Genomic DNA, 26,055 nt, shown 5'->3' with positions numbered 1-26,055 from the left:
AATAGATGTACGCAGCACCGGAAGTAATCCAGACCGAAGTCTTCGCCTGCCTACCGGACAAGTTTCGTCGCAAGGACCCTGACAACGCCTGGGCAGTCGTGAACCGCCGGGGACTTCCGACTGATTCCTTCATCGAGGGACCGTCTTTCGATCGCAACGGCAATCTCTATATCGTCGACATTCCGTATGGCCGGGTCTTCCGCATTTCCCCGGCCGGCGAGTTCACGCTGGTCGCAGAATATGACGGCGAGCCGAACGGCTTGAAGATCGCACGCGATGGTCGGATATTCATCACGGACTATCGCCACGGGCTCATGATGCTCGAGCCGGATAGCGGCAAAGTCACCAACGTGCTGGACCGGCGCTGGTCGGAGCGCTTCAAGGGCGTCAACGACCTGGTGTTTTCCAGCAATGGCGACATCTATTTTACGGACCAGGGGCAGACCGGCATGCACGACCCGACCGGTCGCGTCTATCGTCTGCGCGTCGACGGAACGCTCGACTTGATCGTCGGCAACGTGCCGAGCCCGAATGGGTTGGTGCTCAATGGCAGCGAACACATCTTGTATGTCGCCGCAACGCGCGGCAATGCGATCTGGCGGATACCGCTGATGCCGGACGGCACGGCATCGAAGGTCGGCATATTCCTCCAGTTGTCCGGAAGCCTGGGCGGCCCCGACGGCCTGGCGATGGACGAGCAAGACAATCTTGCCATCGCTCACGCCGGCCTCGGCACCGCTTGGATATTCAGTCGCCTGGGCGAGCCACTCTATCGAATCCGCTCCTGCAAGGGCCTCGCCACGACCAATGTGGCCTATGGTGGTCCCGACAACAAAAACCTCTACATCACGGAGTCGGAAACCGGCTCCATTCTGGTCGCGCGCCTGCCCGTTGCGGGACGGCTGATGGCCTCGCATCGTTAGCCGCTCAATGAGGATGGCAGCGTATTGAGGTCACCTCGCGCTTTGGCGTCCCATCACCGACTTTGATGCACAGATATCATCGAGTGGCGGACGGCGCCTGTGTCAATCCGTTGTCGATTGAAAACGCCGGGCGGCACGTCCTCGGACCAGCCAGTTGCTTGCTCAGGGGCATTCGATCCGTTGCCATGGCCATCGACAGCGTAGTTCGTCGGGCTGCCGCTGAAATCGAACACGGCGGTGAAGCGCAGGATGCTCAATGGCACGGTCGGATCGGCGCCGTATTCACTCGTCTTGGCGATCGTTCGGGATCGGCACGAGCATTGCGGATGAGCAGCAGTCGATCCCCCCAACAATGCAACCAGGCTGCCCCTGAACTTCCAATCGCTCATGATGAATGGCGGCGATCTCGACCCCGCTCATCGATCTGCCCTGCTCGATCAACTGCGCGAGGTCAGACCGTATTTCGACTTCCGAGCCGGATAGGAAATCGAGCCGAAACCACGTCATTTTCCATGACACCGAAACGAGCTTTGAGGCCGCTGCCTGTATTGGCCGACTATAGATTTTTGTTGATCTCCTGATGCACACATCGTGCACACGACGCCCTCTAGTCGATTGAAACACGTGAACTCTCACTCCAATCCATCACCACCCAGCTCGGGCAAGCTCCGCCAAACAGCTCAAATTGGTGGAGGTTCAGGGAGAGCCGGTTTCCGCCGATGGCAAGCTGATGATGCGCGGCGCGCCGACCTCCCGGGGCAGTGGCGCGCCGAGCACAAGCGACAGCTGATGCGAGGCGTCGGTAAGCCGGGCCGCCAACGCCCCGAGATCGGCGCGACGTATGCGTTCGACGGGGCCGCTGACCGTCATGGCCCCCACCAGTGCTCTGTCGTGGCCGAAGACAGCGGTGGAGAGAGAGGCCGTCACGGCGTCGTAAATTCCGGAGCTGACGAAAATTTGCACGCCGTCATCTACCCGGTCCGCCCAACGGGCCATCCTCAGCACTTGTCCTGTCGAGGTCAAATCAAGCGGCGCGAGATTTGTGAGCCGCGCGACGTCGCGTACTAGTTGCGGCGAATCCACCCGAAACAGGCAGAGCCGGCTGTCGCGTTCGCGCACGTGAAACGCGCTGCTCTCCAACGTCTGCTGGCTTAGCCGCTGAAGCACCGGCAGCACATGCTGTTCGAGATTGAAATTGGCCCGATAGGTGGTGCCGAGCTGGAAAGTCTTCGCACCAAGTGCGTAGCGGCCGTCGCTGAGGCGGACGACGTAGCCGGCTTCGTCCAATGATACCAGCGAACGCATCACCGTTGGTTTCGCCAAACCCGTGATCTTGGCGATGTCGGCCAGGCTGCGCGAGCCGGCTCCAGCGAAGGTATCCAGGATCGCCAGTGCGCGTTGCACGGTGGCGACCCCCTGCGTCTTCGGCATCGAAATCCCCTGTTCCGCCGATTCTGGGTTGACCTCGGCGCATCACCATTACACTATGCGTAACGGCGTTCCATTTTCAATGGGGGTTCGGTATGGCCGTAGGGTTCAGGATCCATTCCCGCAAGCGCGCTGTCGCGGACGAATGGATCAAGCGGGCTCGCGCCCTTCCGGTCGCCAATATTAGTGATGTGATGTCACGTATGGCCTCGGGCGGCGCGACGCTGCGGCCGATGCATGCGGCCGGTGGCATGGCTGGTCCCGCTCTGACCGTGAAGACCCGCCCCGGCGACAATCTGATGGTTCACAAGGCGCTCGACATGGCAGTTGCCGGCGACGTCATCGTGGTCGATGCGGCTGGCGACCTCAGCAACGCAATCTTCGGAGAGATGATGCTCGCGCAGGCGGCCCGGCGCGGCGTCGCCGGCATCGTCATCCATGGCGCGATCCGCGATGCGGCTGCGATCCGGGCGAACCCGCTGCCCGTATTCGCAGCGGGTGTCACCCATCGCGGTCCGTACAAGGACGGTCCGGGCGAGATCAACGGGCCGATCGCGATCGGCGGCATGGTCATACAACCCGGCGATTTGGTGTTGGGCGACGACGACGGCGTCCTCGCGGTCGCCGTCGACGATTGCCGGGCGGTGATCGAGGCCGCCGAAACCAAGCAGGCTGCCGAGACCAAGCAGATGGCGGCGATCGAAGCCGGTACGCTCGATCGCAGCTGGGTCGACGCCTCGCTCCGCCGTCTCGGCTGCGAGATGCCTGAGGTTTAACGATGGCCGGGCGTACAATCTCCGAGAAGATCCTCGCTCGGAAATCCGGGCAGGATGCGCAGGCCGGGGACCTCGTGGTCTGCGAGGTCGATTGCGCGCTCGGTACCGACGGTTCAGTCCCGATGGCGCTCGATTATTTCAAGGCGATGGGCGGGAAGAACGTGCACGATTCTGCGCGATTGGTCTTTGCGCTCGACCATTACGTGCCGCCCGCGAGCCCGCAAACGATCGAACTGCATCGCGTGATGCAAGACTTCGCCAAACGCTTCGGCGTCACCCTGCATGAGGCCGGCGAAGGAATCGGCCACCAGCTCATCGTCGAGACCGGCCGCGCGCTGCCGGGCAGCCTGGTCGTTGGAGCCGACAGCCACGCCGTGACATACGGGGCGCTGAATTGTTTTGCGACCGGGATCGGCTCGTCCGACCTTGCCGCAATCATGCTGTGCGGCCGGATGTGGTTGCGCGTCCCGGACTCGATCCGCGTCGTTCTGACCGGAGAACTGCCGAGCGGCGTCTATGCGAAGGATATCGCGCTGGCGCTCGCGGGCCGACTCGGCGCCGACGGTGCGGCCTATCAGGCGCTCGAATTCGCGGGGCCCGGCCTCGCCACGCTCACGCTGGAGGACCGCCTCGTCCTGAGCAATCTTGCCGTCGAGATGGGGGCGAAGACCGGCATCTTCCCGGCCGATGAAGAGACCGTCGCGTATCTGGAAGGTCGCACCAGCCAAGCCTTCGAACCGATCGCACCGGATCCGGATGCCAGCTACAGCCGGACCGTGGAGATCGCGCTCGACGCACTCCCGCCGCAGATCGCATTGCCGCATCTGGTGGATCAGGTCGTGCCACTCGAGAATGCGGCCGGCACGCCGGTGCAGATGGTCTATCTCGGCACCTGCACGGGCGGCAGGCTACGCGATTTCCATCAGGCCCGTGCCGTGCTCGAGGCGGGTGGAGGCGTCGCGCCCGGCGTCCAGCTCGTGGTCACGCCGGCATCGCGCGAGGTCCGCGACGCCATGGCGGCCGACGGCACGCTCGACGCCCTGGTCGGCTTCGGCGCGACGGTGGTCGAGCCGGGTTGCGGCTCCTGCTGCGGGACCTGCGGGGTGATCCCGGCAGACGGAGTTTCAGTGATCTCGACGGCCAACCGCAACTTCAAGGGTCGCATGGGTAACGCCAAGGCATCGATCTACCTCGCCTCCCCGGCTGCCTGCGCAGCCACGGCAACACGCGGCGCGGTGACTGATCCCCGCGAGGTGTCGCGATGACAGCTCTACGGGGACGCGCGCGACTGGTTGGCGACGACGTCAACACTGACTCGATCATCAGCTCGACCCGCAAGCGAGAGAGCCTCGATCCCGCTGTTCTGAAGCAATTCCTGTTCGAGCATGTCGACCCTGCCTTCGCAGCCTCTGTACAGCCCGGAGACATCCTGGTGGCGGGCAAGAATTTCGGTTGCGGTTCGGCCATGGAGGTCGCCGTCACGACAGTGCTCGGCGCCGGCATTCCGGCGGTGCTGGCTCGAGGATTCTCGCGGACCTACTACCGCAACGCCATCAACAACGGCCTGCTGCCGCTCGTCTGCGATACCGCCGGGATTAGTGAGGGCGACATCCTGATCTACGACGGCACCGGCGCGATCCGCAACGAACGTAGTGGCGAGACGCTCAGCCCGGATCCTCTGCCACCGATCATGCTGGCGATCCTGCGCGCGGGTGGCCTCGTTCCCTACATGCGTCAGAACGGTGACTTCAAGCTATGACGGCCACAGAGACTTCCTCCGCCATCGCCTCGACAGGTTACCGTCTTCGGCTTCCCGGTCCAACCGAGGTGCCCGAGCGGGTGCGGCAGGCGATGGCCCGGACAATGGTCAACCATCGCGGTCCCGAATGCCGGGCCGCGATCGGCGAGGCGGAGAAGATGATCCGTCCGATCCTGGGGACGACAAACCATGTCCTGTTCTTTGCGAGTTCCGGAACAGGCGTCATGGAGGCCGCGCTCGTCAACGTGGCGGGGCCCGGCAGCCGGATCCTTGTGATCGAGCATGGTCAGTTCGGCGAGCGTTTCACCGCCATCGCCAAGGCCATGAACATCACGGTCGACACGGTCGCGATCGAATGGGGCCAGGCGATCGATATCGCCGCGGTGGAGGCCCGGTTGCGCGAGCACACCTATTGCGCCGTCGTCGCCGTGCACAATGAGAGCTCAACCGGGATCGTGGCCGATCTCGCCGCGCTCGGCGCGCTCGTGCGCGACCGGCCAACGCTGCTGATCGCAGATTCTGTCAGCGGTCTTGGCGGCATCGAGATGCGGCAGGACGAATGGGGCGTCGATATCGTGGTCTCAGCCTCGCAAAAGGCCTTGATGTGCCCGCCCGGCCTCGCACTTGCCAGCGTGAGCGCCAAGGCATGGCGCGTGATCGGGCAGGACAAGCAGCGATCGACCTTCTATTGGGATTTCCGTCGCGCGCTGAAATCCGCAGAGCAGAACGAGACCGCATTCACGGCGCCGGTGAGCCTTATTTATGGTCTGCGAGAGGCTTTGACGATGATGCATGAGGAAGGCTTCGCCAATGTGCTCGTGCGCCACAAGAAGCTCTCAGCCGCGCTGCGCGCCGGCGGCGCGGCGCTCGGATTAGCAGATTTTTGCCGCGATGAGCCGCGCTCGAGCACGGTCGTGGTCTTCAAGGTCCCAGACGGGCTCGAAGGCGGAGCCATCGTCCGGCAGCTCTACCAGGATCACCGCACGGTGATCGCAGGCGCCCGCAACCGTCTCTCTGGCCGTGTCATCCGGTTTGGCACGATGGGGGCTTTGAGCACGGCGACGATTCTGACCGACCTTCTGCATCTTGAAGACTCACTCACGAAGCTCGGCTTGCCGATTGAACCAGGCGCCGGGCTCAAGGCGGCCACCGTGTACCTCGCTGCCACCACATGAGCGACGACTGAACCGATAAAGGCGAACCATGATGAGATGTCCTGCCTCCGTCCTCGCCCGAGTCGTGGCGCTCGCGGTATCGCTGTTCGCGGCCGGGCTGGCCGCGGCCCAGCAGAGCGTCGTGCTCTATTCGGCCAACGACGACACCGTGAACAAGCTTGTCGCCGAAGGCTTCGCCAAGGCGACCGGGATCAAAGTCGACGTGGTCTCGACCGGATCGGGTGTCCTTGTACGCCGTGTCGCCTCCGAGTCCGCCAATCCGCAGGGTGACGTGATCTGGGGTGTCAATGCGACGCTGCTGCGGCTGGCGAGTCCACATCTTCAGGCTTACCCGGCCACGGGCCGCGAAGCCGTGCCGGCCCAATTCCGCGATCCAAACGACCTTTGGCTGGGCACCAACATCCAGGTCGTTGTAATCGGGCAGAATACCAAGGCGATCGACAAGGCCAGCGGGCCCAAATCCTGGGCCGACCTCCTCGATCCGAAATGGAAGGGCAAGCTCGCTTTTACCGACCCGGCCAATTCCGGTTTCTCATATGCCGCCGCGACCACACTTCTGTCGCTGTGGGGCGCGGATAACGCCGCCTGGACGAGGATGGACGGGCTGCTCGCCAATGCGAAGGTGCTCAACCGCTCGACCCAGGTGTTCGACGGGATCGGTAGCGGCGAATATCCACTTGGCATCACCCTCGAATATGCCGGCTTCCTGTGGGCCCATAATGGCGCGCCAGTGAGCGTCACCTATCCGGCCGAGGGCACATATGCGGGCGTCGAGGGCGCGGCCGTCCTGAAAGGCGGACCCAACCCCGAGCCCGCCAAGCGGCTGGTCGACTACCTGGCCAGCAAAGAAGTTCAGGAGATGTTGCTTAAGGCGACCTTCCGGCGACCTGCCCGTCAAGATATCGAGCTCGAGGCAGTCGCACCCGGGATGCTGCCGTTCCGGGCGATCAAGGTGCTGCCTTATGACGATGCCAAATGGGAAGCAGCCCGGCGCGACACCCTCGCGCGGCTGAAGACCACGATCCAGAACACGCGCTGATCCCATGACCAGGATCCGGATTGAAGGCCTGACCCGCACCTTCGGCGCGGTGCGGGCCGTCGACAACATTTCGCTCGACATCAGGCACGGCGAGCTGTTCACGCTGCTCGGGCCTTCGGGCTGCGGGAAGACGACGCTGCTGCGCATGATCGCCGGCTTCGTCGATGTCGAATCCGGATCCATTTCCTTCGACGACCGGCGCATCGATGCCCTGCCCGCGCATCGCCGCGACAGCGGCATGGTGTTTCAGAACTACGCGATCTTCCCGAACCACACCGTCGCCGAAAACGTGGCCTACGGGCTGAAGGCCAGGAAGGTCCCGGCTGCCGAGATTGCATCGCGTGTCGACAAAGCGCTCGAGCGGGTGCGCCTAGCAGGTTACGGTCCACGCTCGCCACACCAGCTTTCCGGTGGCCAGCTGCAACGCGTGGCGATCGCCCGCGCGCTCGTGATCGAACCTGCTGTGCTCCTGTTCGATGAGCCTCTTTCCAATCTCGACGCGCAACTGCGCACCGAAATGAGAATCGAGGTCCGACAGCTCCAGCAGGCGCTCGGCCTCACTGCGATCTACGTGACGCACGATCAGGAGGAGGCGCTCGCCATCTCGGACCGCATCGCCGTCTTGCGTCGCGGCAAGATCGAGCAAGTGGACACGCCCGAACGCATCTATCGGATGCCGCAGACTGCGTTCGTCGCCGAGTTCCTCGGTTCGACCAATATGGTGCCGGGCATCGCCGGCGCTTTCGACGGCCGCAACACCCCTGTCGCGGCGGCCGGAACGGAGTTCTCAGTCAGAGGCGAGGTTGCATCACCGGGCGCACCGGTGTTGCTGTCGCTCAGGCCGGAGGCCCTGCGGCTGGGAAACAGTTCCGACGGCCCGCTCGTTCAGGCACGTCTGGCGCTACGCGAATTTCTGGGCCCGATGCAGCGTCTCCACGCAACGTTGCCAGACGGCACCCAGCTTCGGATCACAGCGCTCGGCGGCCAGGTACTTGATGTCTTGCCCGGCGCTCCGCTCACCCTTGCCTACGATCCTGCCCAGATCACGGCGTATCCGGCGCCATGAAACGCTTTGCCACCATCGTGGCGCTGGCGGCGCTGGTGCTGCTCGCGGTCTTTCTGCTCTACCCACTGGCGCTCGTTCTGGATGCGAGCATACGGATCGACGGCACGGGCGGGCTGACGCTCGGGAACTATGCGGCGATTGTGAAGAGCCGCTACTACCTTGGCAGCATCGGCAATAGTCTGCTTTGCGCCACGCTCGCGACGGCCTTCACATGCGCGATCGGAATTCCGCTCGCCTTCTGTCTTGCCCGGATCGACATACCGGGCCGCGCACTGCTGCTGACGCTTGCCTCCCTCCCGCTGGTCCTGCCCTCCTTCGTCAGCGCCTACGCGCTCGTGCTGCTGTTCGGCCATGCCGGCGTCATCACTAGCGCCTTGCGCGGAATCGGCATCCCGATCGGCTCGATCTATGGCCTACCCGGCATCGTCATCGTGTTCACGTTGACGCTCTATCCCTACGTCGTCATGCCCGTGCTGGCCGGCTTCCAGGCCGTCGATGCCTCGATGGAGGAGGCAGCCCGCAATCTCGGCGGTTCACGGTCCTATGTGATCCGCACCGTGCTGCTGCCGATCGTGATGCCGGCGATACTTGCCGGGGGAATTTTGGTGTTCATTGAGGCGCTGGAGAATTTCGGCGTGCCAGCGGTGCTGGCTGAGGACCGCCCGTTCCTGGCCGTCGACATCTTCAAGCTGTTCGCCGGCGAATCTGACGCCAATCCGGCTGCTGCGGGTGCGCTCAGCGTGCTCCTGATTGCCTGCACGGCGCTCGCGCTTCTCGTTCAACGGCACTATCTCGCCAAGCGCCGCTTCTCAACCAATGCCCGCAGTGCGACCGCGAAGCTGCCGATGACACCGGGACTGCGGCTGGTGGCTACGGTCGTGAGTTGGGGCATTGTGATTTCCTCGCTGCTGCCTTTCGCAGCCGTGTTGATGATCTCTCTCCTGCGCTTCCGTGGCCCCGTGCTGACCTGGGAGTTCGGATTGGGCAATTACGCGACCTTGTTGTCGGGCTCCTATCGGCCGCTGCTCAACACGCTGACGCTCGCCAGCATCGCGGCCATCGCCACTATGCTGATCGGCGCTCCGATCGGCTACGTGGTGGCCCGGCACCGCACGCGCCTGTCTGGGTTGCTCGATTTCGTCGGCATGGTGCCGTTTGCGGTTTCCGGCACGATCCTGGCGATCGGGCTCATTATCGCGTTCAACAGCGGGCCGTTGATCTTGACCGGCGGCTGGCTGATCCTAGTCATCGCCTATGTCGTCCGCAAATTGCCCTTCGCGATCCGGTCGTCCTCGGCAATTGTGCATCAGCTCGATCCCTCGCTCGAGGAAGCCTCAATCAATCTTGGGGTCTCGCCGAGCAAAACCTTCGCGACCCTGACGGTGCCGTTGATGGCGAGCGGCCTTGTCGGCGGCCTCGTGCTGGTCTGGATCACCGCAGCATCCGAGTTGAGCGCAACTATCGTGCTCTATGCGAGCGGCTGGGTCACCACGACCGTCGTGATGTACCATGCCATCGAGGGCACCGGCGCGGGACTCGCGGCCGCCGCAGCCGCGGTGCTTATCCTGGTCACCGCAATCCCGTTGCTCCTGATCAACCGACGCATAAGCAAACACGAAACGACCGTGATCTGACGGCAGGTGAGGACGGCATGAACGACGCAACCCAAGCGCTCCCGAATTTCCGCAGCGACAACGTCGCACCGGTCAGCCCTGAGATACTGCGAGCGATCGAGGCGGCCAATCGTGGGCCAGCCGCCGCTTATGGCGACGACGATTATTCGAAATTGCTGAATCAGCGCTTCTCGACGCTGTTCGAGACCGAGGTTGCGGTGTTCCCAGTCTCGACCGGCACGGCCGCCAATGCTTTGTCGCTCGCAACCTGCGTGCGGCCCTATGGCGCGATCTATTGCCACAAGGAGGCACATATCGACACGGCGGAAGGCGGCGCGACCGAAGCCTTCACAGGTGGCGCGAAGCTCCTCACGCTGCCCGGCCGGCATTTTCGGATCGAGCCGCCAATCCTGCGCGAGGCGGTTACCGGGGCGGCTTGGGGAGTCCGCAATCGCGCGCAGCCCGATGCGGTGTCGATCACTCAGGCCAGCGAATATGGGACGGTCTACCCTCTCGCCGAGATCGCCGCGATCGGCGAAATCGCCCGTGACAAGAATCTGTCGCTGCACATGGATGGCGCCCGGTTCGCCAACGGCTTGGCGCGGCTCGGCTGTAGCCCGGCCGATATGACCTGGCGAGCGGGCGTCGACATCCTGTCGTTTGGAGCAACCAAGAACGGGGCGATGTCAGCGGATGCGATCGTGGTCTTCGACCACAACCTTGTTGAACCCCTGTCCTATCGGCTTCGCCGCGCCGGACAGACCGCGTCGAAGATGCGTTATGCGTCCGCGCAGCTGCTCGCTTATGTCGAGGATCGCCTTTTTCTACGACTCGCGGCAAAGGCCAATTCCGTGGCTGCCTACCTTGGAGCAGGTCTTGCTGCACTGCCTGACGTTCGGCTCGTTGCTCCAGTGGAAGCCAATTTGATCTTCGCAAAGCTGCCCGCACTAGCCATCGACCGGCTCACGGCAAACGGGTTGCAATTCGCGCGACGAGGCGACGAGGTGATCCGGTTCGTCGCCCGCTTTGACAGCACCGAGCAGGAGGCCGATGAGGTCATCGCCCTCGTCCGTCGCGCGGTCACGGGACCAACATCGGTTGGCTTGTGACACCTGCGCGCGCCCTGTTGATGAACATAGAAGAGCAGTGTGGCGGACAAAGCGTAGCCCATGCGAACAGGGAGCGACCCAAACCCCGCACCAACTCTTATCGTCGACTGTAGTTGGTTCAGCTTCTCCCGACCGGCCGAATGCCGTGAGGAACACTAGCGTCCTCGCCACAATGCGCGAGCCAGAGGCTCGAGCACTCTCGAGCCATCACCGCTTTTCAGCCGTCACACATCAATTCAAGGAAGCCCCTCAAGATTTGACGACAATAGATTTTTCTTGATCTCTCGGTGCACACGTCATGCACACGCAGTCTGCTCACCTTTTGAAAAACTTGAACTCTCGCTCCATCCATCATGAGCTGGTTTGCGCAAGCTGCAGCCAAATTGCGGCAGGTCGCCCCGAACTGCAGAAAATTACGGGGCGGGCGCCGGTTACCGTCACGGCTTCGCCGACCTACACACACAGTTCGTGTTCTGTCCGGCTTAACGCAATCTGCAACAACGGCTATCAATCGCTGGCTTTGCTCAGCTCGTCGTCGCTGCACTTCGCTTGAAGGGTTTGTTCTCTGCGATGAACCTGGCCGCCAGCACGAGAGCGCCCATCGAGAACTCCTTGCCATGCGCGGCGATCATCCGCTCGGAAAGCTCGGCCAGCTCCTTGAAATACTGATCTTTGCTTTCGGCTTCGTTTGGCGATCGAGTAGACGTCATGGTATCCCTCCTAATGATCGCGGAAGACTTTCGCCTTTGGTGCGAGCCCGCTATTTGAAGATGTGGGAGGGAAACGTGACGATCGCCGCCTCCCCGTTGTCCGTGCCGAATGCGAGATGCTGGCCATCGGCCGACCACCGAAGGGCGTGGATAGCGCCCCGGCCGGGTGGCTTGACGAGCAGTTCGTCGGATTCGCCGATCTTGGCGACAACCACCATGCCGTCCGCGTATCCTGCTGCAATCAGCTGACCCTCGGGGTGTATATCCACTGCCTTCACGAGTACGGGTCGGGCACGGCCTGTCGCAAGGCTGGCCGGCCGTTCGCTGTCGTCGCTGAGGCTCGCAATATCCCATGCGATCATCCGATAAGCTCCGCTCGTGACGAGAACGCGGGAATCCGCACTCCACGACAGAGATGCAGTACTCCCGGGATAGCTGGACATCCGGACGATCCGGGCATCGGCAAGACGGACCAAGACGACACCTGTCCCCACGACCGAAGCGGCTAACCAGGATCCGTCCGGGCTCCACGCCAAATGAGAGATCGGGCCGAGCTCGAATGAAGCCGCCGGCCCTGGTCGTGCCCCGAAGGCACGAACGAGCAGACAATTATCGGCCCCGACCGCAAAGCGCCGACTATCCCTTGATACGGCCAGTGCCGATGCGTGCCCGCCCGCTCGCTCCTGGAGCCAACCGACATCGCCATTTGGATTGTAAAATATGACCGATCCGCCGGAGGCGGCCAGAATGCCGCCAGCCTGAACCGGGGCGACGAGATCAATTGGGGACCCATGGTCCGCGATCAGATGCGTGACGCCGGATGCCGACACGCGAAGCAACCGGCTGTGATCACTTGCGACAAAGCCCGACGTCCCGATCAAGGCGAGGTGAAGCGGAGCATCGCTGATAACGACCTTCGTCAACGGGGGCGCCGGTTTCCGCCGCGGCGAGATTGTGGCCCGGCCCCCGTCCAGCGCGACACGACAGCGATCTTGCGGCGGCTCAATATCGGTCAACGGAGCGATCGCCAGAGCGCCATCGGCGAGCGCAAACGCAACTCCGTCTTCCGCGAAGGCCAAACTGGTGACGGGCGCCCCTACCGTCCAGCGTCGCCCAAGCAAATCATAAAGCGTTGCAGTGTCTGCTTCCATCGTATCCATCGAACATCTCACCTGCCGGCGGCAATCCGCCTGTCAAGATCTTCAAGGCGTCGTTCCAGTGCGGCGCATTGAGCGTCGCATACTGCCATTCCGGCAGTTGCGTTTTTCAGGCGCGCCCACGCTTCCTCCAGCGCCTCGGCGAGCGCATGCGAGACGCCCGTCGCGGCGATCTCGCGCTCAATCTCCTGAATCTCGAACTCCGCCCCACCGCCGAGCTGAAGGTTCAGAAGGTTGCGTGATTGAGCAGCCGACATCTCCTGAACGACGACCAATCGTTCCTTCAGCACTTCGACCAGGGTTGGAGAATCGTCACTCATCGGCCTGCCTCGATCTGAGCCAGGATCCGCTGCAGGCCTCCGACACCAGATACAAAATGTTGCTGCGCGTCATTGATGTGAGATTGCAGGGAGTCCCACAGATCGACCCTCAGCAACCGCGCAGGATCGCCGGCCATCGTCTCGATAGCCTGAAGGCCGAACTGATGCCGCAAGCCGATCCCCTTCAAGACGAATTCCGAAAGCTCACGCGCATGCATTTCGATGAACGGACGCAAGAGCGGATGCGCACTGTAACTGATGCCGCGCTTCGAGAGTTCGACCTCGATGAGCACGATGAAATGCCGAACCAGCAGATCCTGGCTTTCGCCGAGCAGCTGCACCACGAAAGTGACGTCGCGGTCCGCGCGCGCAACAATCTGCGATGCGAGCGCCGCCGCGGTCGCCGGCCCCTCCCCGCCGTTCTGTTCATGCCAGACAGCCGCCATGTGTCACCCCGCCCTCAGGTTCGGGAACGGTATTGGTGCAATTTGCGATACAGCGTAGCGCGCGAAAGCCCGAGCTTCTCGGCAGCGGCGGCAATGTTACCGCCAGCATTCGCGACCGCCCTCTCGATGGTGCGGCGTTCCACCTCGTCGAAACGCGCAATCTCGTCGCCTTCCGATCCCGTCGAGCTATGCCCCGCCTGCACGGACACCGAGGAGGGCTGAACCGACGCCATTTCCACGAAATCCTCTGGCAAGTCCCGGGGAGCGACGATGCCGGTGATCGTCATCAGCACGAGATTCTCGACCAGATTGCGCAGTTCGCGAACGTTCCCGGGCCAGCTATAGCGACGCAGCAACTCCATCGTCGCTGCCTCGAAGTGTAGCGGTTGGGTACTATAGGTCTCTGCAAACTGCCTGTTGAAATGATCGATCAGAATCTCGACATCGCCCAGGCGCTCACGGAGCGGCGGTATGGTGAACTTGACGACACCGATCCGGAAGTACAGGTCCTTGCGAAAACGCCCTTCCGCCACCTCCTGCTTCAGATTCCGATTGGTCGACGCCACGAGCCGGACGTCTACAGGTCGTGCCTTACTGTCACCAAGCCTGTACACCGCGCGCTCCTCCAGCACACGAAGCAAGTAAGGCTGCAGCTCCATCGGCATTTCACCGATCTCGTCAAGGCTGAGCACCCCGCCATTGGCAAACTCAAACCGTCCAGGCCTCCCCTCGCGCGTAGCGCCGGTATAGGCGCCCGGCGCATGTCCGAATAATTCGCCGCCGAGGAGTTCCTTGGAGACCGCACCGCAATTGAAGGCAATGAACGGCTCCTTGCCGGTATTCTGGCTGGCGGCGTGAACCAGACGGGCGAACAGTTCCTTGCCGACGCCGGTCTCACCCTCGAGCAGGATTGCCGTTCGTCCAAGCGCTGCCCGCTCAATCTTCTCGATCGTTTGCAGTAATGCGTCACTGCAGCCAACAATCGCTTCCCTGGCCGAAACAAGTGCGGCGCGGGCTGCTGGCGACATCTGGGATCGGGCAAGACTGGCGCGTGGCTTCGCTGCGAGCACGAGCATCGCGCCCTTTACGACGCCGTCGACCACGAGCGGCTCGATCCGCTGCTCGCGCAGTTCCTCGGGCAGCCCCTTGGCAAGGTCTTTCGCGAGAAAGCCTTTGTCGTTTGGCAGAAGCTGCCTCCCGATGCTCAAGTCTTGCGATTGCGCAATCCGGTGCCAGCGAACTGACGCCATGTCGTTATGGTGAACGACCCGGCCGAACCGGTCGAGAATAACGACCCCGTCAGCACTGTTCATCCCCGGCATTCGGGAAATGCTCGCCTCAAGCAGCCGCATTCTCTCGATGCGGATCTTTTCCGAGAGCGCCAGTTCGATGTGATGGGCCGCGACCACCGCCAGGGCCACATTGTGCCGGTGAAAGATTGCTTGAGGTCCGGAAAAGTCGACGATGCCGATGATGCTGCCGTCTATCGGACTGCGAATGGGGCTACCGACGCAGGTCCACGCCTTGATGCCCTCCGAGAAATGCTCGGCCGCATGGACATGAACCGGCTTTCCAGTGACCAGCGCTGTGCCGATGCCATTGGTGCCGGTGACCGCTTCGCCCCAGGCCGCGCCTGCTTCCAGGCGAATATCGTGCCCCGCATCAATGGTCCGCCGATCGCCCCCGACCTCCAGCACGACGCCGTTCCCGTCGGTGATGACCACCATCGTCGCCGCGTCACCAAGCACCTCGGCAATACGGCGGAAGGTCTCGGCGCTCGAACCAAGCAGATCATCATTCTTCAAACGAAGTTCATAGAGATCGTCCGGCGAGGCTAGGAGATGACTGCCCTTGCCACGAGCATCAACCCCGGACTTGACGCTGCGCTGCCATGAATCCTCGATGACGCTTCGCACCGGAGCGTTCTCGCGCCTCAGGTCCCCGAAGGTCAGGAAGTTTTCCCATGCCTTGTTGGTTTCGCCCTCATCGTATGGCCGCCCCTGCTCCGCGTCCGAAGCTTTGTAGCCTTCCAGGGAAAACGGCGGCTTGGCCATGAGCGTTTCCGTCAGCATTGGAGCACCATACGTCCGTTGGCAAACAGCAACCCGATCGGCAAACACAAACTGAGCCGGAGCCGACCGGGATCGCTTTCCCTGCAGGCTCAGCTCACGCAGATCATTCGACGCTTCTGGAGATCGCGTCCAGGCCGAGACGACCTGAGATGACCTGTTCCAGGTGAGCTTCCGACGTCTCGTCGGGCACACTCACTCCCTCAAGGTCGGCCAGGACCCTGTACAATTCGTCGTCCAGCGGCTCGAAGATCCCGTTCTCGCGCGTCGCCAGAGCGAAGTATCGCGATTGGCCGTTGCCGCGCAGTTCGCCGACAAAATCGAGCTGCCGTCCCGATGCGAGATCGGCGATCACGACGCGACCGTTATGGCTGATCCGCACATAGGGCTCGGCCTCCTTTGGACGAGCCGGCGGCGTGGACCAGAGCTTGCCCGACGGCTGCGGTTGCGGAGGAGGCGTAGGATTGCGCAGCTGCTGCCAACGCCCGAGCGTCAGATGATTGGCAAGCGCGTTGATCGTCGTGCGGTTCTTCTGAAGGAAGTCCTTGGCCGCCAGTTCTTCACGGTGCGGACCGTCGCGCTTGGAGATAATATAGACCATGTCCCTTTTCCTCCCGCCCGGCTGATCGGATGAGCCTGGAGGCTTGTTACACTGCCTCCTTCGGCTCATGCCGGGACTTTCAAGATTGTAACCCGTTCCGGATCGTTGTCACGGTGCAATCAATCATTCGATCGCGAACGTCACGCCGTTGCCACCATCTGGCGCGTCACCCCCGCCTTGAAGACGTAACCGGACAGTGCGGCCCCCAGGCACGGCGCCACAAAATAGAGCCACACCTGTGACAGCGCATCGGAGCCCGCAAACAATGCAGGCCCAAACGAGCGCGCCGGATTGACCGACGATCCCGACACAGCAATGCCGGCGAGATGGATCGCGACCAGCGTCAGACCGATCACCAACCCGGCATAGGCAGACGCCGCTCCGTTTTGCGTCGCACCAAGGATCACCGTCAGAAACAGGAACGTTGCCGACGCTTCGAACACGAACGCGGATAGAACACCGTACTGGCCCCAGCCATTCTGGCCAAAGCCGTTCGCCGCGACGTCGTAGCCTCCGACCTTGCCTTCGGCGATGAGGTACAGCACGGCCGCAGCCGCGATTCCCCCGACGAACTGCGCGACGATATAGCCCGAGAAATCCCGCGGCGACATCCGCCCGGCGACGAGCATCCCGAGGCTGACCGCCGGATTGAGATGAGCACCGGAGATATGTCCGATAGAATAAGCCATTGCGACCACGGTCAGGCCGAATGCGAACGCGACGCCCAGCAAGCCGACCTCGGCCCGCATAAAGATTACGGTCGCACAGCCAAAGAACACCAGCGCGAACGTACCGATAAATTCCGCAACATACTTCTGCATAACTCCCCCTTCCTGGTGATGGATTCGATATCGAGGTTTCTGTCCCTCTGGTCGCGGCCCGCGTCGTCTCCTGAGACGACGCGGTGAAACGCGGACCGCGCACACAGTCTCATGCGCGTCCAAGTTTCTCAGCCCCACCGCCCAGTGCGGGCCCCTGTGTCGGGTCGATATACTCCGGCACGTCGGCAATCAGCGTGTTGGTGGTCAGCACGAGGGTCGCGACGGAAGCTGCGTTTCGAAGCGCCGTATAGGTCACCCGGACGGGGTCGACGATGCCGGCCGACACCATGTCAATGAATACGCCGTTGGCGGCATCGAACCCGACGCCCGACCGGGAGCTCTGCAGATCGGCCACGACCTTCTCCGCATCATGGCCGGCATTTCGTGCAATGAAAGCGGCCGGACGAGACAGGGTTTCTCGCACTAGCTTGATTCCCTCACCCAAGTCGCCATTGATGTTGCCGAGCGTACGCGTCACCACCGGCGCACACTGCGCCAACGCCGTGCCGCCACCGGGCACGATGCCCTCCTCGGCCGCGGCCCGCGCCGCACTGAGCGCATCGTCAATCAACTGGATCGTCCGCTTCTGCTCCACCGGAGTGACGCCGCCTGCGAGGATCACGGCAGTCCCGCCCGACAGCTTCGCCAACCGCTCCTTGAGCTTGTCCTGTTCGATGTTAGGCGGAGCCAGATCGTGCTGCTTGGCCACCTGCAGGCGCCGCGCCGCGATCGCCGCATCGTCGCCGCCGCCCCGAATGATCACCGTTTCCCGCGCACTGGCCCGCACCTGCCGTGCGGTGCCGAGATCGGCCAGGCTGGCCTCTTCCAGTCTGCCGCCAAGCTCGCGCGCAATGACCCGGCCACCGGTGATGATGGCGAGATCGTCCATCATTGCCTTGCGCCAATGACCATAATCAGGCGGATTGACCACCAGGATCTTGCCGCGATTGTCATCGCCGAGCAGTGTGACGACCACTTCCGGCGCAATCTCCTCGGCGACGATAACAAGCGGCCGCCCGGTCGAGGCGACCGTCGCGCGCACCGCCGCCAGCTCGGCCGGCGTTTTGATCTTCAGGTCGGTCAGGAGGATGTAGGGCTGATCGAGCACCACCTCCATCTTTTCGACATCCGTCACCATGTGGTGGGAGATGTAACCGCGATCGAACGACATGCCTTCGACGACTTCGAGCGTCGTGCTCGTCGTCAGCCCGTAGTCGGAACTGATGATGCCATCCTTGCCGACGCGCTGGACCGCCTCCGCAATCAGACCGCCCAGATGGGCGTCGGTTGACGCGATCGTCGCCACCGCCTCCAGCGTCTTGCGATCCGATACGGCAATTGCGGAGCTCTTCAAAGCCTCGACAACGACCTCAACAGCCCGGTCGATCCCTTTGCAGAGATCGACCGCCTTGGCGCCCCGCTCTAGTGCTGCAACTCCTCCCTGGATGAGGCCATTTGCAAGCACCATGGCGGTGGTCGTGCCGTCGCCGGCGACCTCATTGGTATGCATCGAGACCTCGCGCACCACCTGCGCACCCATGTTCTCGAAGCGATCAGGCAGTTCGATTTCAGAGGCGATGGTGACGCCATCGCGCGAGACGATGGGCGTGCCGATCGGCCTGTCAACCATCGCGTTCATGCCCTTCGGACCGAGGGTCGATTCGACCGCTGCTGCAAGCTTCTGGACCCCGCGCGCAAGAGCACGGCGGGCTTCGATATGATGTAGCAATACTTTCGGCATTGGCTTCACTCCCAAGCGGACGGATCTTGTTGTCTGGTTGGGCGGACTTGCTGACCGCTCCGGTTCTTGGCGCTTGCGGGCAGCGCGTTAAACGCGCCCCCACGCTTTAAGCTTCTCAAAGGTCACGGGCTGCCTGATGGAGCAGCACAGCGGCTGCTACAGCCGCCGCACGGTGACGGCGTCGGTCCGGGATTGTCGTCGACGAGTTCGCGACGACGGACGGCTAGCAGGCCTCTGCACAATGAGCTGTTGAATTCCATATTGATGCGCACTCCCCGCAACCGCTGCAGATAGGATGCCAGTTCGTGCCGTTTGATGGGGGCCCCCTCGTAGGTGACAAAGGTGCGATCCTCCGGGAGGCAGGCCAGGCCTGTTTCGATCAGAAGCTCGCGGTAGCGGGGCTTCTGTCGCGCGACGTCCGGCGAAGCAAACTCGACCTCGTCAAAGCTACACAGACTCATCCGGCAGATCGCCGGATCTTCATAACCTATCCCCCGCAAGGCCAGGATCATGACCTCCTGGCGCCGCTCGAACGCCTTGCGGCGGAACTTATCCCGCAATTCGTCAAGCGAGCCTCCAGGTGCGAACTCCTTGAGCGCATCGGCAAACGACATCCCTTCGCGGACGCCGCGGTTGATCTGCTCCGCGACCATGTGGTCCCGAAGCTGTGGCCGCGCCTTGCGAACCCACGGCAGCGACGACACCGCCCGACGCATGTCGTCGGCCATGAGGAACGCGAAGTTCGCCGAACACCAGAAGGTCGGCAACCGAAAGACGATGTCGACATCGCCATCGTCATCGACGGTAACATGCTCGACGAATCCAAGCTCGGTCACAGACTCGTCGAGCTCGGGGTCTGTCACCAACGCGAGGCGCTGCCACACCTCGCTGGTTCTTCGGTCACACTCGTGGAGCAGTGCGTTCATGTGATGTCATCCCGCCGCGGTCGCGTAGGCACCCTTCGCAAGCTTTGCCTTCTGTGCCTCGACATCCACGCCATAAAGCCGCGCGGCGTTGAGACCGAGGATCTTCTTCTTTGCCTGCGGCGTCAGATCGACACCGTGCTCCTGCTTCAGATCCTCGGGCAGCTCGAAGTTCCAGAACTTCTCGACCAGCCATCGAGGCGTCCAGATGGCGTAGTCGCTGCCGAAGAGAATCTTGTCCTCGCCGACCCAGAACAGCAATTCGCTGATCACTTCCGCGAAATACCGTGGACGTCCGTGAATGAACGGCAGCGCGACCGCAAGGCCGCCATAGACGTTGGTCTCCTGGACGGCGATCCAGCAGAAGTCGTCGAGCCTGGGCAGCCCGCAATGCTCGATGATGAAATTCAGGCCCTGAAAATCGGTCGCCGCGTGATCGACGTCGTGAACATCGAATGCATCCTTGTCCAGCGGGATGATGGTCGGCCCCTTGTGGACGTGGATGTTCGTGATGCCGAGCTTCTGGCACAGTTCGAAGCAACGATAGGCGTTCGGATCGGTGAGCTTCCAGCCCCGCGACTCGCCCTTCCACTCGGCGGTGTAGAGCTTGACGCCCTTGATGCCGAACGTATCCTTCATGTAGTGGATGTATTCCAGCGCCCGCTCACCGTCGCGCGGATCAAATGCGCCGTTGACGATGAAGCGGTCCTTGTACTTCTTCGCCATCTCGGCGTTGCGGTCGATGGTGTTGAAGCCGTTCTTGTAGAATTCCGTGAGGTAGGTCGACTGCACGATGGCCATGTCGTCCGGACCGTCGACGAACAGATCGCGGTACATCTGCTCTGCGCTGTATTTCTCGAATTGCTCCTTGGGCCAGAGCTTGTCCTTTGGACTGAGCGAGCTGTGGTAGGCGTAGAAGCAATCAATGAACTGCTTGCCGTGAATGTTGAGCTGGTTCGCCGGACTGCCGTCCCAGAAGTGGGTATGACCGTCGATGACGAAGACTTCCTCGCCCGTGGGAGTTATGAACATGATGATCTCCGAGAATTTGATAGGCGCTATTCGATCAATCCACGCATCGTAGCTGCGCGAACACTTTGGAAACGGCGGGACCACACCGTTGAGGATGCGGCCCCCAGTGAGGGAGCTTCACTCGATGTATTCGAAGACCTCGTCCATGTTTCCGAACAGCGTCACCGTATTGTCGTCGATGCGCACCATCCGGCCGTAGTGGGTCGAGGTATTCACTTCGAATATCTCGGCCGTCATGTCCTTTCCGAGGATGTCGCTGATCTCATCCATCTTGAAGATCAGCTTGCCCTCGCCGTCGATGCGGATCAGGGCCGGCTGGTAGGTCACGGTCACGTTCGGCTTTTTGCCCATGAATTCAGCGATGGCGCGCGCTTCGACGCTGTCGTTCATGGTGACGCCGCACTGATGGGATATCGTCTGTTCAAAACGGAGATCTCCCATCTTCTGGAAGATGTTCTGGTTGGTCGCACTTCTTGAAGCAATGGACATTGCAATTCACTCCTTGGGAAGGACGAGACCGAGCTCGCCGAGAATCTTCTTGATGCGTTCGACCGACTGCGCGCGGACGTCGGCGTACTGCACCGGCTTCGAATGTGGCTGCGACCAGATCGGCTGCAGTCCGGCGGCCGCCTTGCCGGCCAGCGCCACGTGCTTGTTAACCCAGCCCTGGAACAGCTTCTTGTTGTGTGCGGCGTGCTGATTGTCGCTCACCAGCAGATGCATCAGGTCGATCGTGTTGGCGAGATTGCGCTCATAGTCGGCCTCGGCCGCCGAAATGACCGCCGGCGTGATGAAGTCGCCGTTCGGCGAGCCGGCCTGCATCAGGAATCCGCTGCGGAACAGCTCGCCGACCAGCGGCTCGAACACGATGTTGGTGGCGAAGTACTGCTCGAGATAGTCAGCCGACCCCATGATCGATTCGATCGCCTCGCGGGTGCCCTGCCAGCCCTTGTCCTCCAGCCACGCCCGCTTGCCGGCCATGTCGTCGAAGCCCGGAATGTCCATTCCGATCTCGGCGAGATAGAGCGTGATGTCCTGGGCCAGCCGAAGCTTATAGGACGAGTTCGTCAGGGTCGCATTGTTGATCATCTGGGTGTAGCCGTAGCGCTGAGCTTGCATCAGCGATGTGCCGAGCCCGAACTCGGTGTGTTTCCACGCACCGAGGTGGTTTTGCAGGATCTTGACCCAGGCCTTGTCGAAGCCCTTCGGCGCGCCGGACTTTCGGCCGTTGGCGATCACCGATTGCACCATCGTCTCGATCTTGGACTGGCGCTGGTAGTGGGTGCGCTCCCACTCCTGATCGGGCGCACGGAAGGTATGCCAGTTCGAGCTCAACGCGGCCGTGTTGTCCTTGGTGTAGGCCCCCTTCCCGTTGGGGAAGGAGATGATCCAATCCTGCAGCAAATAGCGTTCCGGATCGGGCTGAACGTCTACGGTCACGTCCTCATAGTGCGTCGCCCGCTTGCTGCGGGGCTCGAAATACCGGTACTTGCGGCTGTCCGAATCCGGAAACACCGCAGCGCCTGCTGCACCGGATTTCGCTGGAACGCTTTGAACGGCAGTCATGGTCGTCTTCCTCCTCCCTTGGTGGGCTCTGTAAAAGGCACGGTCGCTATTCGAAAACCTCAGTTGTTGGCTGGTGTGAACTTGTCGAAGAAGATGCGATCCGACTCGACGTCGTTCATCTGCAGCACGGGCACCAGCGCCTCGATCATCGGCGACGGTCCACACGCATAGACGTCGACGTCTTCGCCATATCTCGCGTTGCGAAGGTGCGCTCCGACGGCTTCGTGCACGAAGCCCTTTGCTCCACTCCAGGCCGCATCATCGGCCGCATGGGAGAGCACCGGGATGAACTTGAACTCCGGATGCCTGGCGGCGAGTTCTGCGAAGCGATCGAGGTAGAAAAGATCGTTGCGCGTCCGTGCGCCATAGAAGAAGTGCACCGGACGAGCCTCGCCAGACTCGATGTGATCGTTCAGGATCGACCACAACGGCGACATTCCCGATCCGCCGCCGACCAGGACTATGGCTCCGGCTCTGTTTTCTCGCCGGAAACAGGTCCCGTAGGGTCCGCGGATTCCGACCGCGGTTCCGACGGAGAGGTCTCCGTCGAGCCGGGAAGAGAAGCGTCCGTTCGGGTATTTTTTGATGATGAATGCGAGCTTTTCGCCCTCGATCGGCGAATTTGCCATGGAAAACGAGCGCGTAATCGTCTCTGCCCCCGGGAGCGTGATGTCGACATATTGACCCGCCCAGAACTTCAGAGGTTGCTCGAGCGATATCTCGAGGAGCCGGATGTCATGGGTCAGCGCGGAGACGCTCGTGACTGTGCCCGTGAAGTCCCTCACCGGGATCGATTTCGACAGCACCTCCTCGTCATAGTTGAGGAGCTCCACCTCGAGATCCGAATAGGCCAAGGTCCGGCACAGCAGGATGTAGTCCTGGCCTCGCTCCATCTCGTTGAGGGCGAACGTCGAATATTTCTTGAGCTCTACTTCGCCTCCGGTAAGGACGCATTTGCACGCCGAGCACTGTCCCTCCTTGCAACCATGCGGCAGTGCGATGCCCTGGCGAAAGGCGGCGTCAAGAACGGTCTCGTTCTCCTCGACCTCGAATTCTATGCCTACCGGTTGCAGGCGAACGACATTAGCGGGCGTGCCCATAGGGCCTCCTCAAACCAAGACTTGCGTATCTTCCGGAGAATGATCGGAAGGAGCCGGCCGGAGCCGGCCCCTTCTGTCTCGGCTAGTTGCAGGGATTGATGGTGAATCCCTTGCGATACTCGGCGAGATGCTTTTCCCGGTCGGTCGGGCTCATCTCCCGCAGCGTAAGCAGCGGGCTCTTCAGGATGTGGCCGCGGACGTCGTCGAGCGTCCACATTTCCTTCTCGTCGAAGCGCAGATGCGGCTGGGCGACCAGGGTCTTGCCGTCCGTGCGCACGAAGCCGAGATCCTTGATGGCGTCGGCGATATCCACATTGTGGTAGACGCTTTCCCATTCGCGACGGCCGCTGAACCGTCCCATCGCCGGGGTCGGGCGTCCCTGGTATTCGCCGGCGAAGGCTTCGACGGCCGTCCAGCGATCGAGCTCATGGGCGAAAGTGTAGAGTTTGCCGTCGATCTCGCCGGTGACCATGTCCTCGCGGATCAGGCAGGGCACCAGGCACGACCAGCAACGATGCGGATAGACGTAACCGACATCGCTGTTGAAGAGGATGTTGGTCTGACCGCGATGCGACAGCTTCTCATACCACTTCCAGAAGTCTCCGAACTGCGCATACCAGCCCGGATACTTGTGCTCGAACCACTCGAAGTCCTTGTCGGTCTGCGCCTCGATGCGCCAGAAGTTGGCCGACCAGCCGACCGCGAAGAACTGCGCGACCTTGTGGACATAGTGCTTCTCGGTCAGACGCTTCCAGGCAGTCTGAACGTCGTCATGATGGATCTTGATGCCATACTTCTCGAGCGGCAGCATGTAGGTGCGATAATAGTCCTCGAAGATCCAGCGGTGCCACATCTCCGCATAGGACTCCTTGGTCTTGTCGCGGTTCGTGGTGCCGTACTCGATGAAGGTGCCGATCGCTGCGTCGACGATGGCGTGGTTCTGCCAGAAGGCATAGCGCATGTCGCGCTCGAGCAGCAGATGGTTCTCCGGCTCCTTCAGCATCGACATCAGCATCGAGTGGCCGTTACCGATGTGCCGGCTCTCATCCGACTGCACCGACAGGAAGACCGTCGGCAGCGCGTAGTCACCGTTGCGGGCCGCTTCCGACGGCATGGCGACGAACAACGTGTTGGTGAACGCGGTCTCGGCGACCACGGTCAGGTACACGTTCGCAGAGGTGATCGCATCGCCGGTGATGAAGCCCTCACCGAACTGCCTGCCGATCGTGGTGGCGTAGCATTTGCCGAACGCCTCCTCGGTGATGTCAAAGCCGGCCGGATCGATGTAATTCTCCATGTACCACTTCTTGAGATTCATCTGGATCGTCGAGTGACGGAACTCGTCGACCATCTGCATCGTGAAGCCGGTGCGAAGATCTTCGCCTGGAGCGAGGCGGCCGACCATAGCCATGGACCTGGCGGCGGAAATTTCCGGGAACGGGATTATCGCCAGGAACAGCTTCATCCACTCGACCCAACGCGGCTCGACGTTGCGGAACATGTCGCCGCGCAGCGCAGCATCGAGCGCACCGTAGACGCGGTTGTCCTTCTCCTCCTGCATCGGGAAATAGGAGCGGAGGACCTGCTTCATCGGATCCTTCGGCGCCTTCGCGATCTTGTAGTCCGTGGGAAAGGTCATCGCTTCCTGGACGTAGGAAGGATTCCATCCGAGATCTGCAATCTTCTTTGCAGCATCACCGACGGATATGCCGCGCTGGGCGGTGATCTTGTTGAGTGTTAAAGTTCCAGACATCTCGTCTTTCCTCCTGATCGGGTCAGAAACCACATCGATATTCCGCCTGCCTGGACCTTCGCGGACCGGGCAGTGCTTACCCGTGCGTTACGGGCCACCTCGCGGCCGCTTGCACGGCCGGACGTTTGATATCGGCAAGGGTCTCGGGAACGACTATGGTGCACCGCAACGATGATCAGGCGCGATCTTTCGAACTACGGTCCTGCGATCGCTATACTTCATCCCACACATGATGCGCCCTCAGCCAAGCGTCCCCTTCCCTCGTTCTTGTCGCGGCTCACCCCAGACGGAGCAGTCGGCGTTGTTGTGATCAGGAGCTTTGCAATGGGCGTGCCAGCGCATCCGAGGCGCTCGCCAACTCTCTTTCCGAGGTATCGACGCGTGTATGGCGTGGGCGGACGCGTTACACGGGCCCGGCCTGCTGCCGGAGGCGATGCAGATTGCGACGGAAATTGCAGAATGAGAATTCCGACAGCGCAAAGGGATTGGTGCAGCAATGTTTGCGTTGCAAAGATGGAAACGGGCTTGGATGCCGATAACGCTTCGTTGGGATCAGTAACGACCGCACGTTAGGTCCAGCGATGTTTCGGGACCTCGAACCTGGGCGGCTCTTCCAGCCGATGCACTGCGCGGGAACACTTGCCCATACGCATGCGCCAATCAGCAGGAGGTCTCCGCAACGGCCGGGCACTTTACCTGCTCCGCCCTGGAGATCCAGCGATCGCAATAGAGCGCGTAACAGTCATGACCGCAGAACGACAGCCCGGTGCTGAATTCCTTGAGATAGTGGGCGCCGATTGGCTCACAGCAAAGCATACAGAGGATTCTCGGGCGCAGCGCCATGCCGTTCACCAGAATGAACCTCATATAGCGCCGCTCAATGCGAAGAAATGATGTCACTCTCGCCCCCAATTCAGCCGACCCGGAA

General features: G+C 61.9%; 25 protein-coding genes and 1 pseudogene. 10 read left to right on the top strand and 16 right to left on the bottom strand.

What is annotated here, in order from left to right; all coding sequences use genetic code 11:
- Positions 1 to 5 precede the first annotated feature (5 nt).
- Positions 6 to 923 carry an SMP-30/gluconolactonase/LRE family protein gene (locus tag RX327_RS16280; protein ID WP_028334190.1) on the top strand — a complete coding sequence of 306 codons (918 nt, stop codon included), beginning with the start codon at positions 6 to 8 and terminating at the stop codon, positions 921 to 923.
- A 53-nt stretch (positions 924 to 976) separates the two neighbouring features.
- Here the strand turns inward: RX327_RS16280 and RX327_RS16275 are convergent, their stop codons facing one another.
- Entirely contained in the window at positions 977 to 1,312 is a 336-nt protein-coding gene (locus RX327_RS16275; RefSeq protein WP_152977782.1) for a hypothetical protein, read from the bottom strand.
- 307 nt (positions 1,313 to 1,619) lie between these two features.
- A complete protein-coding gene (locus RX327_RS16270) occupies positions 1,620 to 2,354 on the bottom strand; it encodes an IclR family transcriptional regulator (protein WP_050386199.1) in 735 nt (244 codons plus the stop codon).
- 92 nt (positions 2,355 to 2,446) lie between these two features.
- Here RX327_RS16270 and RX327_RS16265 point away from each other — a divergent pair, with 92 nt between their 5' ends.
- The 9 genes and pseudogenes from RX327_RS16265 to RX327_RS16230 all read left to right on the top strand — a co-directional run bounded on the left by RX327_RS16265 (position 2,447) and on the right by RX327_RS16230 (position 10,888).
- Complete coding sequence (locus tag RX327_RS16265) at positions 2,447 to 3,127, top strand: RraA family protein (protein WP_050386200.1); 681 nt, start codon at positions 2,447 to 2,449, stop codon at positions 3,125 to 3,127.
- 2 nt (positions 3,128 to 3,129) lie between these two features.
- Complete coding sequence (locus tag RX327_RS16260) at positions 3,130 to 4,392, top strand: 3-isopropylmalate dehydratase large subunit (RefSeq protein ID WP_050386201.1); 1,263 nt, start codon at positions 3,130 to 3,132, stop codon at positions 4,390 to 4,392.
- Positions 4,389 to 4,886, top strand: coding sequence for an alpha-IPM isomerase (locus RX327_RS16255; protein ID WP_028334186.1), 498 nt, complete (start codon positions 4,389 to 4,391; stop codon positions 4,884 to 4,886). Before RX327_RS16260 ends, RX327_RS16255 begins: the two co-directional genes overlap by 4 nt.
- Before the next feature lie 68 nt (positions 4,887 to 4,954).
- Positions 4,955 to 6,061 carry a pyridoxal-phosphate-dependent aminotransferase family protein gene (locus RX327_RS16250; protein ID WP_050386202.1) on the top strand — a complete coding sequence of 369 codons (1,107 nt, stop codon included), beginning with the start codon at positions 4,955 to 4,957 and terminating at the stop codon, positions 6,059 to 6,061.
- 28 nt (positions 6,062 to 6,089) lie between these two features.
- Complete coding sequence (locus tag RX327_RS16245; protein ID WP_082190719.1) at positions 6,090 to 7,100, top strand: extracellular solute-binding protein; 1,011 nt, start codon at positions 6,090 to 6,092, stop codon at positions 7,098 to 7,100.
- Positions 7,101 to 7,104: 4 nt separating this feature from the next.
- Positions 7,105 to 8,166 carry an ABC transporter ATP-binding protein gene (locus RX327_RS16240; RefSeq protein ID WP_050386204.1) on the top strand — a complete coding sequence of 354 codons (1,062 nt, stop codon included), beginning with the start codon at positions 7,105 to 7,107 and terminating at the stop codon, positions 8,164 to 8,166.
- Positions 8,163 to 8,894, top strand: a pseudogene (locus RX327_RS39275) (ABC transporter permease); the annotation flags it as partial. The gene RX327_RS16240 and the pseudogene RX327_RS39275, both read left to right, overlap by 4 nt.
- Positions 8,895 to 9,260: 366 nt before the next feature.
- Complete coding sequence (locus RX327_RS39270; RefSeq protein WP_410712190.1) at positions 9,261 to 9,800, top strand: ABC transporter permease; 540 nt, start codon at positions 9,261 to 9,263, stop codon at positions 9,798 to 9,800.
- 17 nt (positions 9,801 to 9,817) lie between these two features.
- Positions 9,818 to 10,888, top strand: a complete 1,071-nt coding sequence (locus RX327_RS16230) for a threonine aldolase family protein (protein ID WP_050386206.1) — start codon at positions 9,818 to 9,820, stop codon at positions 10,886 to 10,888.
- A 524-nt stretch (positions 10,889 to 11,412) separates the two neighbouring features.
- Here RX327_RS16230 and RX327_RS16225 read toward each other — a convergent pair.
- The 14 genes from RX327_RS16225 to RX327_RS16160 all read right to left on the bottom strand — a co-directional run bounded on the left by RX327_RS16225 (position 11,413) and on the right by RX327_RS16160 (position 25,127).
- Complete coding sequence (locus tag RX327_RS16225) at positions 11,413 to 11,598, bottom strand: hypothetical protein (RefSeq protein WP_050386207.1); 186 nt, start codon at positions 11,596 to 11,598, stop codon at positions 11,413 to 11,415.
- Positions 11,599 to 11,648: 50 nt separating this feature from the next.
- Positions 11,649 to 12,758 (bottom strand): WD40 repeat domain-containing protein, encoded by a 1,110-nt coding sequence (locus RX327_RS16220; protein WP_050386208.1) that lies wholly within the window; start codon positions 12,756 to 12,758, stop codon positions 11,649 to 11,651.
- Between the two features lie 8 nt (positions 12,759 to 12,766).
- Positions 12,767 to 13,075 (bottom strand): hypothetical protein, encoded by a 309-nt coding sequence (locus tag RX327_RS16215; protein WP_050386209.1) that lies wholly within the window; start codon positions 13,073 to 13,075, stop codon positions 12,767 to 12,769.
- A complete protein-coding gene (locus RX327_RS16210; RefSeq protein WP_028334177.1) occupies positions 13,072 to 13,521 on the bottom strand; it encodes a hypothetical protein in 450 nt (149 codons plus the stop codon). Before RX327_RS16210 ends, RX327_RS16215 begins: the two co-directional genes overlap by 4 nt.
- A 14-nt stretch (positions 13,522 to 13,535) precedes the next feature.
- Positions 13,536 to 15,575 carry a sigma-54-dependent Fis family transcriptional regulator gene (locus RX327_RS16205; RefSeq protein ID WP_244482437.1) on the bottom strand — a complete coding sequence of 680 codons (2,040 nt, stop codon included), beginning with the start codon at positions 15,573 to 15,575 and terminating at the stop codon, positions 13,536 to 13,538.
- Between the two features lie 121 nt (positions 15,576 to 15,696).
- Positions 15,697 to 16,191, bottom strand: a complete 495-nt coding sequence (locus RX327_RS16200; RefSeq protein ID WP_050386210.1) for a hypothetical protein — start codon at positions 16,189 to 16,191, stop codon at positions 15,697 to 15,699.
- Between the two features lie 140 nt (positions 16,192 to 16,331).
- Positions 16,332 to 17,012, bottom strand: coding sequence for an MIP family channel protein (locus RX327_RS16195; RefSeq protein ID WP_050386211.1), 681 nt, complete (start codon positions 17,010 to 17,012; stop codon positions 16,332 to 16,334).
- 109 nt (positions 17,013 to 17,121) lie between these two features.
- The gene (locus RX327_RS16190) at positions 17,122 to 18,753 is read right to left on the bottom strand and encodes a molecular chaperone GroEL (RefSeq protein WP_050386212.1); all 1,632 of its coding nucleotides are present in this window, start codon (positions 18,751 to 18,753) and stop codon (positions 17,122 to 17,124) included.
- 122 nt (positions 18,754 to 18,875) lie between these two features.
- Positions 18,876 to 19,679: an iron-sulfur cluster assembly protein gene (locus RX327_RS16185; RefSeq protein WP_050386213.1), complete on the bottom strand. Its 804-nt coding sequence runs from the start codon at positions 19,677 to 19,679 to the stop codon at positions 18,876 to 18,878.
- A gap of 6 nt (positions 19,680 to 19,685) precedes the next feature.
- Complete coding sequence (locus RX327_RS16180) at positions 19,686 to 20,708, bottom strand: amidohydrolase family protein (protein WP_050386214.1); 1,023 nt, start codon at positions 20,706 to 20,708, stop codon at positions 19,686 to 19,688.
- Positions 20,709 to 20,825: 117 nt separating this feature from the next.
- Entirely contained in the window at positions 20,826 to 21,197 is a 372-nt protein-coding gene (locus tag RX327_RS16175; protein ID WP_028334170.1) for an MmoB/DmpM family protein, read from the bottom strand.
- Between the two features lie 6 nt (positions 21,198 to 21,203).
- The gene (locus tag RX327_RS16170) at positions 21,204 to 22,274 is read right to left on the bottom strand and encodes an aromatic/alkene monooxygenase hydroxylase subunit beta (RefSeq protein WP_317250838.1); all 1,071 of its coding nucleotides are present in this window, start codon (positions 22,272 to 22,274) and stop codon (positions 21,204 to 21,206) included.
- 59 nt (positions 22,275 to 22,333) lie between these two features.
- On the bottom strand, positions 22,334 to 23,374 hold the full coding sequence (locus RX327_RS16165) for a 2Fe-2S iron-sulfur cluster-binding protein (protein WP_050386216.1): 1,041 nt from the start codon (positions 23,372 to 23,374) through the stop codon (positions 22,334 to 22,336).
- Between the two features lie 82 nt (positions 23,375 to 23,456).
- Positions 23,457 to 25,127, bottom strand: coding sequence for an aromatic/alkene/methane monooxygenase hydroxylase/oxygenase subunit alpha (locus RX327_RS16160; protein ID WP_317250836.1), 1,671 nt, complete (start codon positions 25,125 to 25,127; stop codon positions 23,457 to 23,459).
- Positions 25,128 to 26,055: the final 928 nt, after the last annotated feature.

It is taken from the genome of Bradyrhizobium sp. BEA-2-5 (assembly GCF_032918025.1).
GTDB lineage: Bacteria > Pseudomonadota > Alphaproteobacteria > Rhizobiales > Xanthobacteraceae > Bradyrhizobium > Bradyrhizobium pachyrhizi.
This window is presented reverse-complemented; position numbering and strand designations above follow the sequence as displayed.